This window comes from Geothrix sp. 21YS21S-2 (genome assembly GCF_030846775.1).
GTDB lineage: Bacteria > Acidobacteriota > Holophagae > Holophagales > Holophagaceae > Mesoterricola.
The window spans coordinates 3,789,055-3,802,045 of sequence record NZ_CP132910.1 but is presented as its reverse complement, the minus strand read 5'-3'; the positions used below and the strand labels follow the sequence as shown (position 1 = coordinate 3,802,045).

At 69.9% G+C, this 12,991-nt stretch carries 12 protein-coding genes; 7 read left to right on the top strand and 5 right to left on the bottom strand.

Annotation, left to right across the window (positions count from 1 at the left end; genetic code table 11):
* The first annotated feature begins 76 nt into the window (after positions 1–76).
* The gene (gene pip / locus RAH40_RS16765; protein ID WP_306598726.1) at positions 77–1,051 is read left to right on the top strand and encodes a prolyl aminopeptidase; all 975 of its coding nucleotides are present in this window, start codon (positions 77–79) and stop codon (positions 1,049–1,051) included.
* Between the two features lie 141 nt (positions 1,052–1,192).
* Here the strand turns inward: pip and RAH40_RS16760 are convergent, their stop codons facing one another.
* The 3 genes from RAH40_RS16760 to RAH40_RS16750 are packed head-to-tail and all read right to left on the bottom strand — an operon-like array spanning position 1,193 to position 4,389.
* A complete protein-coding gene (locus RAH40_RS16760; protein WP_306598725.1) occupies positions 1,193–1,756 on the bottom strand; it encodes a thiamine phosphate synthase in 564 nt (187 codons plus the stop codon).
* A gap of 7 nt (positions 1,757–1,763) precedes the next feature.
* Positions 1,764–2,741: an aldo/keto reductase gene (locus RAH40_RS16755; RefSeq protein ID WP_306598724.1), complete on the bottom strand. Its 978-nt coding sequence runs from the start codon at positions 2,739–2,741 to the stop codon at positions 1,764–1,766.
* 37 nt (positions 2,742–2,778) lie between these two features.
* Entirely contained in the window at positions 2,779–4,389 is a 1,611-nt protein-coding gene (locus RAH40_RS16750; RefSeq protein ID WP_306598723.1) for a bifunctional UDP-sugar hydrolase/5'-nucleotidase, read from the bottom strand.
* Between the two features lie 113 nt (positions 4,390–4,502).
* Between RAH40_RS16750 and RAH40_RS16745 the strand changes: the two genes are divergently transcribed.
* The 5 genes from RAH40_RS16745 (at position 4,503) to yihA (ending at position 7,991) form a co-directional block, all read left to right on the top strand.
* Positions 4,503–4,970: a hypothetical protein gene (locus tag RAH40_RS16745; RefSeq protein WP_306598721.1), complete on the top strand. Its 468-nt coding sequence runs from the start codon at positions 4,503–4,505 to the stop codon at positions 4,968–4,970.
* A gap of 65 nt (positions 4,971–5,035) precedes the next feature.
* The gene (locus tag RAH40_RS16740) at positions 5,036–6,037 is read left to right on the top strand and encodes a ThiF family adenylyltransferase (RefSeq protein ID WP_306598720.1); all 1,002 of its coding nucleotides are present in this window, start codon (positions 5,036–5,038) and stop codon (positions 6,035–6,037) included.
* Positions 6,038–6,041: 4 nt separating this feature from the next.
* A complete protein-coding gene (gene ftsE, locus RAH40_RS16735; RefSeq protein ID WP_306598719.1) occupies positions 6,042–6,773 on the top strand; it encodes a cell division ATP-binding protein FtsE in 732 nt (243 codons plus the stop codon).
* Positions 6,774–7,045: 272 nt separating this feature from the next.
* Positions 7,046–7,342, top strand: a complete 297-nt coding sequence (gene ortA / locus RAH40_RS16730; protein WP_306598718.1) for a 2-amino-4-oxopentanoate thiolase subunit OrtA — start codon at positions 7,046–7,048, stop codon at positions 7,340–7,342.
* A gap of 58 nt (positions 7,343–7,400) precedes the next feature.
* Positions 7,401–7,991 (top strand): ribosome biogenesis GTP-binding protein YihA/YsxC, encoded by a 591-nt coding sequence (gene yihA / locus RAH40_RS16725; RefSeq protein WP_306598717.1) that lies wholly within the window; start codon positions 7,401–7,403, stop codon positions 7,989–7,991.
* On the opposite strand, the gene RAH40_RS16720 is transcribed toward yihA, so the two are convergent.
* On the bottom strand, positions 7,992–10,058 hold the full coding sequence (locus RAH40_RS16720) for an ATP-dependent DNA helicase (RefSeq protein ID WP_306598716.1): 2,067 nt from the start codon (positions 10,056–10,058) through the stop codon (positions 7,992–7,994). It lies immediately after the preceding gene.
* Between the two features lie 156 nt (positions 10,059–10,214).
* On the opposite strand from RAH40_RS16720, the gene RAH40_RS16715 reads away from it, so the two are divergent.
* Positions 10,215–11,654, top strand: a complete 1,440-nt coding sequence (locus tag RAH40_RS16715) for a glutamine synthetase family protein (RefSeq protein WP_306598715.1) — start codon at positions 10,215–10,217, stop codon at positions 11,652–11,654.
* Positions 11,655–11,763: 109 nt separating this feature from the next.
* Here the strand turns inward: RAH40_RS16715 and RAH40_RS16710 are convergent, their stop codons facing one another.
* Positions 11,764–12,972, bottom strand: a complete 1,209-nt coding sequence (locus RAH40_RS16710; protein WP_306598714.1) for a hypothetical protein — start codon at positions 12,970–12,972, stop codon at positions 11,764–11,766.
* Positions 12,973–12,991: the final 19 nt, after the last annotated feature.

The window sequence follows — 12,991 nt, the reverse complement described above, 5'->3', positions numbered from 1 at the left end:
CCCGGCATCCCGCGCAGCCGGAAATTGCCTATAGTTGTTCAACCCGGCCCCCGGGTTCCCGACCCCTGGAGAATCCATGAACCCCCATCCCGTCAAGGACCCCCTCACCTGGCTGTATCCGCCCATCGAGCCGTACGCCACCGGCCGGCTCAAGGTCTCCGCCACCCACGACCTGTACTACGAGGAGAGCGGCAACCCCAAGGGCAAGCCCGTGGTGTTCCTCCACGGCGGCCCCGGCGGCGGCAGCGACCCCAAGCAGCGGCGCTTCTTCCACCCGGAGAAGTACCGCATCATCCTCTTCGACCAGCGCGGCTGCGGCAAGAGCACGCCCTACGCGAGCCTCGAGGACAACACCACCTGGGACCTGGTGGCCGACACCGAGAAGCTGCGCGTCCACCTGGGCATCGCGAAGTGGCAGGTGTTCGGCGGCTCCTGGGGCTCCACCCTGGCCCTGGCCTACGCCGAGAAGCACCCCGAGGCCTGCACCGAGCTGGTGCTCAGGGGCATCTTCCTGCTGCGCAAGCAGGAGATCGACTGGTTCTACCAGCGCGGCGCCTCCATCCTCTACCCCGACGCCTGGGAGCCCTACCTGGCCCACATCCCCGAGGCCGAGCGCGGCGACCTGCTCAGCGCCTACCACAAGCGCCTCACGAGCCCCGACGCCGCCGTGCGCCTTGCGGCCGCCAAGACCTGGAGCGGCTGGGAGGGCGGCACCAGCAAGCTCGTCCCCGACGCCGACTTCACCGGCCACTACGAGGAGGACGAGTTCGCCCTGGCCTTCGCGCGCATCGAGTGCCACTACTTCGTGAACAAGGGCTGGTTCGACCCCGAGGACCAGCTCCTGCGCGACGCCTCGAAGATCCGCCACATCCCCGGCGTCATCGTCCAGGGCCGCTACGACGTGGTGTGCCCCATGGAGAGCGCCTGGGCCCTGCACCGCGCCTGGCCCGAGGCCGACCTGGTGATCACCCCCGACTGCGGCCACAGCGCCTTCGACGCCCCCAACTGCAGGGCGCTGGTGGCTGCGACGGACCGGTTCGCCGGACTTTAAAAAGGCATTGGAAATCTGTTCTCAGCGATCCTCTGCGCCTCTGCGTTTGATTTTTTCCATGCCTTGCCGGCGCTTGATTTCCATGCGCGGAAGCACCCAGGAAAGGGATCAAACACAGCGGCGCTGAGAAATGAAGGGGATTCAAGTCCATGCATTCCGCAGGTCCTGGATGGCCCCTTTCGGGTCCCTGGCCATCCACAGTCCCCGGATCAGGGCCACTCCCGCCAGCCTGGGATGCCGGAGGGCCGCCGCGTTCCCGGGTGTGATCCCCCCCAGGGCCAGGGCCCGGAACGCGCCTGCGGGCATCCCGTCCAGCACGTCCTTGAGCTGACCGGCGCCCCACGCGGGCCCCTTCCCCGGCACCGCGAAGATGGGCGAGAGGATCAGCTGGGCCGCCCCGGCCCTGCCGGGGATCTGGGCGGGTTCGTGGATGGGCCGCGACAGGGGCAGGAGGCCCTCCGGCACCTCCGGATGGGCCTCGCCGGCGTGGAGGCCGCAGCCCGCGGCCAGGGCCACGTCCAGGCGCCCGTTGACCCACAGCTCGACGCCGGGGGCGCGGTCCCGCACCCAGCGCGCGGCGCGCAGGAGCGGCGCGGCCTCCAGTCCGGGCTCCCGGATCATGAAGGCGTCCACCCCCGAGGCCAGCACCCGTTCCCAGCGGGGCGGGTCGAAGCCTTCACCGGGGGAGATGGCGAGCACGAACATGGGGACATCATCCCACGAGGGCGCGCAGTTCCTCTTCCCTCGCCCTGGGCAGGGCCAGGACGGGGAGGTTCTCGGCCACGTGGGCGGGCCGGCTCATGCCGCAGAGCGCCGAGGTCACGCCGGGGCAGGAGCTGGCGAACTGCAGGGCCCCCTGGGACGGGGTGGCGCAGCCGGGGAAGAGGGCCGCGGGCAGCCGGGACAGGATCCGGGCCTGCATGAGGCTGCCCGACACCTGCACCTTGAGGCCCGCGGCCCGGGCGGCCTCCAGGGGGGTCAGGAGCCGGCCCCCGAAGGGCTGGGTGGCGGCGGTGAAGGCCTCGGGCATGGCCAGGTTGAGGGGCAGCTGGATCCAGCGGAACCGGTGGGCGGGGCCGCCCACGGCCTCGGCGTCCTCCAGGAGCTCCTCCAGGCTCAGGTGGTCCGGGGCCCCGGGGGCGGCGCGGAAGCCGTTCCAGGTGGCGCAGCCGTATTCCGCCAGGAGCCCGCGGGCCGCCAGGTCCTCGCAGGCTCCGAAGGCCTTCCGGATGGCCTCCCGGAAGGCGGGGCGGCCGATGGCGGGAAGCTGCTGCTCGGGGTTGTGCAGGTGGAACAGGTCCACCCGGGCCACGCCCAGGGCCTCCAGGGAGACCCCCAGCTGGTGCGCGAGGTACCGGGGCGTCATGGCGTGGCAGCCGTCGACCACGTCGGCGGCTGCGAGGATCCCCGGGCCCGCCAGCACCCGCTGGAACCAGTCCCGGGGCGACTCCCCGCCGTCCCCCATGGGGAGGTACCCGGCCTTGGTGCTCACGAAGAAGCCCTCCCGGGGCCGGCCCGCGAAGGCCCTGCCCAGGGCCCGCTCCGAGCGGCCCCCCCGGTAGTTGGCGGCGGTGTCGAAGACGTTGCCTCCGCCTTCGGCGAAGGCGCGCGCCGAGGCTTCGTAGCCCGCGTCCGTGGCCGCGTCGGGCGCGCCCAGATAGGTGCCGAGGCCGATCCTGGTCAGTTCCACGTTTCCCCCCAATGGGGATTGGATGCCGCGAATCCCGTCAGGGTTGCTGGGCGAGCACCCGCTCCCGGTCCAGGGCGGGGATGATCCGCCAGTTGTCCGAGGTGCCCGGGGCCAGGGAGGGCCGGGAGAGCACGTGGGCCAGGAGGAGGTTGCGCAGGGAGGAGGGCGTGACGAGGTCGGGCGCGCCCTTCCAGCCCATGGCCTCCAGGTAGCCGCCCTCCCCCGCCAGGCGCCGCGCGGGCAGGCCCAGGGTGAAGACCTGGTCGTCCTTCACCGGCTGGCCCTGGTAGGTGAGCTTGACCACCCGGGACCCCGGGGCCCGGGAGAGGTCCAGGGCGTAGGCGCAGCCGTCCAGGGTGTCGAAGGCGTCCGGGGAGGCGCCGCGCCGGAAGAGGTCGGGCTGGTGGCTGAAGTTGAAGGTCCGCGCCGCCTGTTCCAGGTAGGCCTTGAGCTGGCGCCCGTCCACGCGGATCCGGACCACGGGCTCCTCGGTGGGGGCCAGGGCGTAGAACTGGCGCACGGAGGTGGGGCCCTTGGGGATGAAGACCTTCGAGGGCGGCGCGGGCACGGCGGTGATCTGGGCGCCGGTGGCCTGGCGCACCACGGTGTGCAGGAGGTGGGCCAGGGGGGTGTCCTCCATGCGGCACCAGCGGCCGTCCAGGTCCGTGGCCAGGTTGGTGGCCAGGGTGTTCAGGTAGGTGTCGGTGAAGGCCCGCAGGTCCGCGGTGGCCTGCAGGACGGCGGGATCCGGCTCCAGGTCGGCGGCGGGCGCGGCGAGGCGGGCCTCGCAGGCGGCCACCTCCCAGCGGGACCGGGCGCGCCGCAGGACCACCTCCGCCACGCCCAGGGCCTGCCCTCCGGTGCCGGCCTGGAGGATGGGGACCCCGTTGCGCCGGACGGCGACCTGCTGGCCGGTGTGGCCGGCGAGGATCAGGTCGATGCCCTTGACCTGGTCGGCCAGGCACGTGGCCTGGTTCTCCAGGTCCGTGCCGCAGGGCGCGTCGCCCACGCCGCCGTGGAGGGCCACCACCACCAGGTCCACCTTCTCGTGCTCGCGCAGCCGGGGGATGAGGTCCCGGGCCGCCTGGACCGGGTCCTGGAAGCTCAGGCCCTCCGTCGTCTCGCGTCCGACCAGCCTGGGAAGGGCCTGGGTCACCAGGCCCAGGATGGCCACCTGCACGCCGCCCACCTCCACCTTGAGGTAGGGCGTGAAGGCGCGCTTGTCCGTGCCGGCGAAGAAGACGTTCGCGGCCAGCCACGGGAACTGGGCCTGCTCCTCCATGGTCCGGAGGAGCTTGAACCCGTTGTCGAACTCCTGGTGCCCCACCACCATGGCGTTGTAGCCCAGGGCGTTCATGACGGCCATGGTGGGCTCCGGGGAGCCCGGCTTCAGGTGGCTCCACACGTAGTTGATGGGCTCCCCCTGGGTGCCGTCGCCGCAGTCCACCAGGATCGTGTTGGGGTTGGCGGCCCTCAGGGTGCGGACCAGGCTCCCCAGCCGGGCCCACCCGCCGGGGGCCGGCTGGAGGGTGAAGGTGTCCTGGGGCAAAACGTGCCCACGGACGTCGGTGGTGCCGAGTATCTGCAGCCGCACCTCCTGGGCATGCAGGAAGGCGGCGCACAGCAGGATTCCGACGGCACGAAGCACCATTCCCCCCAGGATTCTTGGTCTCCCTAAGATAACCGGAGGAGGCTTCCGGCGCACTTTGCTTGGAGTGGAAGCACACTGGAGGTAGACTTGCAGTTCAACCAGGAGATCCCATGCAAGAAGTTCAGATCAAGGCGCCCAAGCACGAATTCACCCTTCTTTGCGACGACATCCGGCAGGAAATGGGCGGCAAGACCTCCCTGATGGGTCTCTACGACCACCACATCGTGGTGCCCCAGATCCCCTTCGTCCTCCCCAAGGTGTGTTTCTACACCCGCTTCTCCCGCATGGACGGGATCTTCAAGTTCAGCTTCTCCATCGTCGCCCCCGGCGGCGAGCGCAAGGACATCATCCGCGACAGCGACGTCCAGATCCCCGACGGCGCCAAGGAAGGCACCTTCAACGTCATCGCCTCCCCCTTCGAAGTGGGCGGCGAGGGCGTCTACGAAGTGATCATCGGCCTCACCAAGGGCGCCGACCGCTTCGAGTACATCTACAAGTTCGCCATCTCGGACGGCCAGCGCCTCCAGAGCGACTATGAAAAGGCCATGGCTGAAGCCCAGAACGGCGCCGGCAACTAACCGAAACAGGCTCATCGCCCCAAGGGACGGATACGCATCCGTCCCTTGTTGTTTATGATGGTGGAATGTCAGAGCGGTACGCCAAGCAGCGGATCTTCCTGGGGGGCCCCGCCGATGCCCGGCTGCGGACCCGCCGCGTCGCGGTGGTGGGCGTGGGCGCCACCGGCTCGGTCATCGCGGGCTGGCTGGCCCGGGCCGGCGTGGGGCTCCTGACCCTCATCGACCGGGACATCGTCGAGACCTCCAACCTCCAGCGCCAGATCCTCTTCCAGGAAGGCGACCTGTTCCGGCCCAAGGCCGAGGTGGCGGCCCAGAGGCTCCGGGAGGCCAATTCGGAGATCCAGGTGGAGGCGGCCGTCACGGACCTCACCAGCGGCAACGCCCGGGAGCTCCTGGCCGGCTACGACCTCATCATGGACGGCACGGACAACTTCGAGGCCCGGTACCTCATCAACGACTACGCCATCCTCACGGGCACCCCCTGGATCTACTGCGGGGCCATCGGCGGGGAGGGCCTGGTCTGGCCCATCGACCCGCCCCGGACCCCGTGCCTGCGCTGCCTCATGGAGGAGCCGCCCCCCAGCGGGGACATCGACACCTGCGACACGGCCGGCGTCCTGGGTCCCACGGTGGGGATCGTGGGCAGCTGGGCGGCCCTGGAGGCCATCAAGCTCCTCACCGGGACCGAGCCCCACAAAGAGCTGGCCCGGTTCGACTTCTGGCAGAACGAGCGCCAGTTCCTGAGCCTGCCGGCCACCCGCTGCCGCTACTGCACGGACAAGGTCACCGAGTTCCTCAACGCCCGCTGGACCGTGAAGGCCTCCCGCCTCTGCGGCCTGGACGGCGTGCAGATCCGGGTGAACCCCCCGGGCGCCCTGGACCTGGAGGCCCTCCGGGCCCGCATCGAGAAGCGCACGGGCAATGCCTGGAAGATCAACCCCCTGTCCCTCTCGGGCAAGGAGGGGGACCTGAACATCATCCTCTTCCGGGACGGCCGGGCCCTCCTCCACGGGGACATCAGCCCCGAACGGGCCCGTGGCTGGTACACCGAGGTTGTGGGATGCTAGGGGCATGATCACCCTCACCCACGTGGGCAAGCAGTACGGACGCATCCATACGGCCCTGGCGGACGTGAGCTTCCACATCGACGCCGGGGAGTTCATCTTCCTCACCGGGCCCAGCGGCGCGGGGAAGTCCACCCTGCTCAAGCTGCTGTTCCGGGAGCAGGTGCCCTCCACCGGGGAGATCCGCGTGGCCGGGCACCGCCTGGCCTCCATGCCCCACAAGGAGATCGCGATCCTGCGGCGGAAGATGGGCGTGGTCTTCCAGGACTTCAAGCTCATCCGGACCATGACGGTGTTCGAGAACGTCTCCTTCGTGCTCAAGATCCTGGGCGTGAGCCACGCCGAGCAGAAGCAGCGCACCTTCCGCGCCCTGAAGATGGTGGGGCTCCAGCACAAGCTGGCCAGCTACCCCATGCAGCTCTCCGGCGGCGAACAGCAGCGCGTGGCCATCGCCCGGGCCCTGGTGAACGACCCCCTGGTGCTGGTGGCCGACGAACCCACCGGGAACCTGGACCCCGACCTGGCCCAGGAGATCATGACCCTCTTCGAGCGCATCAACGGCCAGGGCACCACGGTGCTGGTGGCCACCCACGACCGGAACCTCATCCAGCGCATGCGCAAGCGCCTCATCGGCCTGGACCACGGCCGGGTGGCCTTCGACTACCCCGCCCCGGCCAGCACGGTGGTGCTCGGCCCGCCGCCTGAGGCGCCCCGGCCGGTGGACGGACCACTGGTTTGACATAGCGTCAATTTCCGTTGGGAATTTTCAGGGGGGCCCGGGCCCGGGGACCGGTGCGTCCGGAGGCGATCTGGACACTTGGTAAAACCGTGTTTGCACATACGGAGGCCATCGACTGGAATCCCTTTGGATCCGCAAAACTTTGGGGGTTTTGGTTATCAATTTGTGCCATGATTTTCGGTGAAACCAGCTTTCCCGCAGCCGGCAGATGCCGGACGGTCTGAACGGTTGAATGCATTTGAATCAGGACAAACCTTCGTAGAGGTGATCTTGTGTGCATCGTAGCCAAAGGAACCTGGGTTGAAGTCGAGCGGGTCCTCTCCCGCCCCGGGGAGCGCCTGCCCGCCCTCCCCAGGGACGGCGCGCGGACCCCGCAGGTGGTGAGGGTTTCCGGCTTCCTGCTGGAGGACGCCGAACTGGGCCAGCACGTGCGCATCCGCACCATCATCGGCAACGAGCACGCCGGCAAGCTCCGCATCGAGAATCCCGGCTACGGGCACAGCTTCGTGAACACCTTCCCCGAGCTGCTGCGGTCCACCGCGGGCGCCAACGCGGGCGGCGCGGCCTGATCGGTTCGAGAAAAACCGCCGGATCTGCCAAGCTGGACATGGAAACGAGAGAGAAACCATGGCCCAGCCCCTCCGAGATGCGCGCTTCGTGACTTCCGCCGCCACCGTGCGGACCCTGGGGGTCTGCCACGCGGAAGTGGCCTTCGTGGGCCGGTCCAACGTGGGCAAGAGCTCCCTGCTCAACGCCCTCTGCATGCAGAAGGGCCTGGCCAAGACGTCCAAGACCCCCGGCCGCACCCGCCTGATCAACGTCTTCCTCACCGGCCCCGACCGGTGGATCGTGGATCTCCCCGGCTACGGCTTCGCCACCGGCCCCGCCAAGGAGCGCGCCACATGGCAGGAGATGATCGAGTCCTACCTCACGGGCCGCAAGAGCCTGCGCATGGTCTACGTCCTGGTGGACGCCGAGGTGGGCCCCACGAAGCTGGACCACCAGATGGTGGAGTGGCTGCATTCCGTGGACCTGCCCTACCGCATCGTGGCCACCAAGTGCGACCAGGTGAAGCCGTCGCGCAGCCTGGCCCAGCGCCGGGACGTGGCCGCGGACCTGCACCTGGAGACCGGCGACATCGCCTGGGTGAGCGCCGAGAAGGGCACCGGCATCCCGGAGCTGCGCATGGAAGTGGCCGGCCTGCTGGACCTGCTCTAGCTAGAGGGCCCTCAGGAACGCCTCGACCTGCTCCCAGCTCCGGCTGAGGGGAAAGGGCGGCAGCGCCGCCCGCACCTGGGCGGCGTAGCGCTTGCCGCTGGGGTCCTCGTGGGGGAGCATCATGCGGGGGTCCAGGATGCACACGGCCCCCTTGTCCGTGCGGGTGCGGATGAGGCGGCCGATGCCCTGCTTGAGCTTGAGGGTCATCTGGGGCACCTGGATGCCGATGAAGCCCAGGCCCTGCTTGAGGTTGTCCGCCTCCCGCACCCGGGCCTGGAGGACGGGGTCGTCGGGGGGGGTGAAGGGCAGCGCGGTGACGATCACCAGGCTGAGGGCCTCCCCGGGCATGTCCACCCCCTGCCAGAAGCTCGCCAGGCCCAGCAGGGCGGCGTGGGGGGTCTTCTTGAAGCGCTCCATCATGGCGGAACGGGTCATGCCCTCGCCCTGCACGAAGAAGGTGATGCCCGGCAGGGCGGCCTCCAGGCGGGGGCGGAAGGCGGCCAGCATCTTGCGGCTGGTGAAGAGCACCAGGGCCCGGCCGCGGCTGGCGGTCATGAGGCGGCCCATGGCGTCCAGGCTGGCTTCCACCCAGGCGGGGTCGCCCACGGCGTCCCGGCCGGGGCGCCGGGCGGGGAGGTCCGGGGGGATGAAGAGGAGACCCTGGTTGGGGAAGTCGAAGGGGCTCTCCACGTGGCGGCTCTGGTCGGCCTCCTCCTCCGTGAATCCCAGGCGCAGCTTCAGGCCCTTGAAGCCCTTGCCGTCCCGCAGGGTGGCCGAGGTCAGGATCACCGTCTCGAAGCCCCGGCGCAGGTGCTGGTGGAAGAAGGGCCGCACGTCCACGGGGTTGGCCTTGAAGAGCACCATCTGGGGGCCCTCCCTGGAGATGGTGGAGACCCAGCCGGCGGGCTGGGCGAAGATCTGCTCCATGCGGTCGAAGGCCACGCCGATGCGTTCGGCCACCTTCCGCCAGCCGATGTCCTCGGCGTTGCCGTCCACCCGGCGGGCGGCGAGGCGCTTGGCCTCCTTCCAGGCCGCCTGTCCGGCCTCCACCCAGGCCCCCACGGCGTCCGCCAGGGGCTTCAGGTTGAGCCGGTCGTCCTCGAAGCCGAAGGTGCCGCTGTCCAGGGGCACCGCGGCCAGGAGGGCCGACCACGCGTCCTCCCAGGGGCCCAGGTGGGCGTCCATCATCGCGCCCTCGGGCTCCTTGGCGGCCTCGGCGGCGATGTCCCGGAAGAGCATCGTCATGGCGCGGTTGCTCCACTGCTCCGAGCAGCTGTCGGTGAGCTGCTCCTCGATCTCGTGGGCCTCGTCCAGGATGAGCACCGGCGCGTCGGGCAGCACCTGCCCGAAGGCCGACTCCCGCAGGACCCGGTCCGCCAGCAGCAGGGCGTGGTTGGCCACCACCAGGTCGGCCTCCAGGATCTCCTGGCGCAGGGCCGTGAGGTGGCAGTCCTCGTAGTGGGGGCACTGCCGCCCCGTGCACCGCTCGGCCCGGGCGTTGACGCGGTCCCAGAGCTCGGACTCCCCCTCCCCGTACCGGCCCAGCTCCTCCCGGTCGCCCTGGACGGTCTCCTTGGCCCAGCGGGCCATGGCCAGCCAGAGGCCGTGGTCGGCCAAGGTGAACTCCGCCTGGGGATTGGCCTCCAGGGCCTCCCAGGCGCTCTTGCACAGGTAGTTGCTGCGCCCCTTGGCCAGAACCGCCTTCACCTCCCGGCCCAGGATGCCCCGGGCCCGGGGCAGGTCCTCGTCCAGGAGCTGGCGCTGGAGCTGCTTGGTGCGGGTGGCCACCACCACCGGGCGCCGCCCGGAGGCCAGGGCCGGAACCAGGTAGCCCAGGGACTTGCCGGTGCCCGTGCCGGCCTCGATGGCCTGCACCAGGGCGTCGGGACGCGTTTCCTTGTTGCCGCCCCCGTTGCGCCAGGCGTCGAACTTCGCCGCCCCCTCCTTGATGGCGTCGGCCACGAGCTCCGCCATCTCCTTCTGCCCCTCGCGGGCCTCTGCCCCGGGAAAACAACTGAAGATGCGGCCTTCCGGAGGTGCGAAGTAGGGATCCATGGGGTGCTGCATGGCTCCAGAATGGCGGAAATTGGGCGAAACAGGAAGCCCTCCCCGCCAGGACCTCTTGTCAAAGATTGTCAAATAATTTTCTTGATTTTTATTCTTAATACCCATAATTTTATTCTACAGAAGCCAAATTTTAGGCTTCGCACCGGAGAAAGCGCCATGGCCAACGACAGCCTCAGGACCTTCCTGGAGATTCCCTACGACACCCTCGAGGAGATGAACCTCCATGCCAAGCAGCAGCGCCTGGACCGGGTGCCCCTGGACCAGATCCGCGAGGAGCGCATGGCGTACCTGGCCGGCGAGAAGCGCATCAAGGCCGTGACCGTGGCCTTCACCGACATCGAAGGCCGGCTCCACATGCTGGACTACGACAAGAAGTACCTCCTCAAGTCGTACGACAACCTCACCTTCGACGGCTCCTCCATCCGCGGCTTCTCGGCCCAGGCCGAGTCCGACCTGCGCCTGGCCATCGACTGGCCCGCGTTCTACTGGCTGCCCTCGGACATCTTCGGGGCCGGCAAGGTCCTGGTGTTCGGCTTCGTCATGGAGAAGGACGGCACGCCCTACGCCTCCGACTTCCGGGCCCGGCTGCGCGACGTCACCGAGGCGCTCTACGCCAAGGAAGGCATCGTCATGAACGCCGCCAACGAGATCGAGGGCTTCCTCTTCAAGGGCCGCGACGCCGAGCGCCACTACCACGAGACCAACGCCTTCGAGTTCATCTCCACCGGCGGCTACTACCACTCCCTGCCCGGGGACAGCCTGCGCGCCTTCATCGACACCTCGGCCGAGGCCCAGCGGGCCATGGGCTTCTCCAACGAGAAGGACCACCCCGAGGTGGCGCCCTCCCAGTTCGAGATGAACTACAAGTACGCAGAGCTGAACGTCGCCGCCGACCAGGTGCAGCTCTACAAGCTCCTGGCGCGCCAGGTGGCCGCCCAGATGGGCCTCACCGCCTCCTTCCTGCCCAAGCCCGTGGCCGGCGTGAACGGCAACGGCATGCACACCAACATCTCGGCCAACAAGGACGGCAAGAACCTCTACTTCGACGCCGCGGGCCGGGACGGCCTCTCCGCCAAGGCCTGGGACTTCCTCAACCGCATCCTCGCCAACGCCGCCGACCTCTGCCTGATCCTGAACCCCAGCGTCAACGCCTACCGCCGCCTGGACCCGCACTTCGAGGCCCCCAACCAGATCAAGGTCTCCCCCACGGACCGCGGCTCCATGATCCGCATCCCCCTGGGCAACGAGCAGTCCGCGCGCATCGAGGTGCGCTCGGTGGGCCCCGACGCGAACCCCTACATGCTCTACTACGCGCTCCTGAAGACCGGCCTGGAAGGTCCCGCCGGCGAGCCCGAGGACACCACCAAGCGCCCCCGCACCCGCTTCCTGCCCGACAACATCTTCGACGCCATCCGCCTCTTCAAGGCCTCCCGGTTCCTGGCCGAGGCGCTGGGCGAGGACATCCACGCCAAGTTCGCCGAGGTCAAGCTCCTCCAGGCCGAACGCTGCCCCAAGGCCCTGGGCGCCATCGTGAAGGCCTGCGAGATCCAGTTCCACCACGAGGTGACCAACCAGCTCCTCTGGAACCAGTTCTAGCCATCTGGGCGGGGCGGCGGGGGCAACGCCCGGGGGGGAAAAGCCGCCCCGTCCCGCCCAGGCATTTGGAATCAGGAGGGGCGCCCCCGCGGGGGCGCCCCTTCCCCGTTCAGGCCCGCACGCAGAGGGCGTGGTAGTCCCGCAGCCGGGCCTCCCAGTGCCCCGGCACCAGGACGTGGTGGTTGCCCATGGGGTTCTCCAGCAGGGACGCCACGGACCCTTGCAGGCGCACCTGCACCTGGGTGCGGCAGCGCTGGGGGGAGTCGCCGTTGGCCAGGAGCTCCCCGTCGGAGACGAAGAGGCCCTCCAGGCCGGGGCCGCCGATGCGGGCCAGGGTCACGGGGCCTTCGGGCAGGGTCCCCTGGATGCCCACGCCCAGGCCGGACTCGAAGTGGGACCGCAGGCTGTAGCGGCTCACCAGGCCCCGGGGGACGGTGCAGTGGGCCAGCCACAGGGTGGAGTCCCCGGGGTCCAGGTCCTGGGGGTTGGCCATGAAGCTGGGACCGCCGCTCACGGCCTGCATCCAGAGCATGGTGAGGGCCGCGGGCACGTCGCCCTCGCAGCCCGCCACGATGCCCTGGTCCAGCAGGGCCGACAGGGCCAGGCACCCGGTGGTGGCCAGCTCGGTGACCAGGTCGAAGCACCGCACGCTGCAGGCGTCCAGGTCGTAGGCCCGCACCACGGCCCGCAGGCCCGCGCCCACCCGGGCCGCCCGTTCCAGGTCCCGGGCCGTGGGCTCCAGGATGCCGGCGGCGCCCCCGCAGAAGTCCAGGCGCAACGCCTCGGCCTCCTCCGGGTCCGCGTCCCGGATGGCGTCGCGCACCGCCTCCATGGGCACGTCCACCACCTGCGGACCCCACACGGCGGCCACCCGGGCCGGGTCGGGCATGCTCCCCACGAGCCAGTCGGAGGGGGCCCCGATGCGCCCCAGGCGGGTGGCCCTCATCTGGGCCCGCACCGCGAGATGGTCCGCCACCCGTGACAGCGCAGCGTAGCCCTCTTCCCCGTCGTTCAGCAGGAGGATCCGCCCGGCGCGCCCGTCCTGGCGCAGCCGGCAGAGCACCTCCATGGCCGCCGGCAGGGAGTTCTGCCTCGGGTGGGCCAGGAGGAGCACCGGCCCCTCCTGGCCTTCCAGGGCCTCCAGCGCCAGGTGCTCGGTGCCCCCGGTGACGATCAGCAGCGCGCTGGCCTCCCCCGGCGCCTCCAGCATGCGGTGGACGATGCCCCTCGCCTCCAGGGCGGCCCCGATGCCGGCCACGGCCTCCCGCACCTGGGCGGCGGAATGGAAGGAGGATGCGAGCGGGAGGATGGTGAGCATGGGCGGCCCCGGCATGGCG

Excerpts from the sequence above, each read along its gene's own strand:
- pip (WP_306598726.1), top strand. The coding sequence starts at position 77 with ATGAACCCCCATCCCGTCAAGGACCCCCTCACCTGGCTGTATCCGCCC.
- RAH40_RS16760 (WP_306598725.1), bottom strand. The coding sequence starts at position 1,756 with ATGTTCGTGCTCGCCATCTCCCCCGGTGAAGGCTTCGACCCGCCCCGC.
- RAH40_RS16745 (WP_306598721.1), top strand. The coding sequence starts at position 4,503 with ATGCAAGAAGTTCAGATCAAGGCGCCCAAGCACGAATTCACCCTTCTT.
- RAH40_RS16740 (WP_306598720.1), top strand. The coding sequence starts at position 5,036 with ATGTCAGAGCGGTACGCCAAGCAGCGGATCTTCCTGGGGGGCCCCGCC.
- ftsE (WP_306598719.1), top strand. The coding sequence starts at position 6,042 with ATGATCACCCTCACCCACGTGGGCAAGCAGTACGGACGCATCCATACG.
- yihA (WP_306598717.1), top strand. The coding sequence starts at position 7,401 with ATGGCCCAGCCCCTCCGAGATGCGCGCTTCGTGACTTCCGCCGCCACC.
- RAH40_RS16720 (WP_306598716.1), bottom strand. The coding sequence starts at position 10,058 with ATGCAGCACCCCATGGATCCCTACTTCGCACCTCCGGAAGGCCGCATC.
- RAH40_RS16715 (WP_306598715.1), top strand. The coding sequence starts at position 10,215 with ATGGCCAACGACAGCCTCAGGACCTTCCTGGAGATTCCCTACGACACC.
- RAH40_RS16710 (WP_306598714.1), bottom strand. The coding sequence starts at position 12,972 with ATGCTCACCATCCTCCCGCTCGCATCCTCCTTCCATTCCGCCGCCCAG.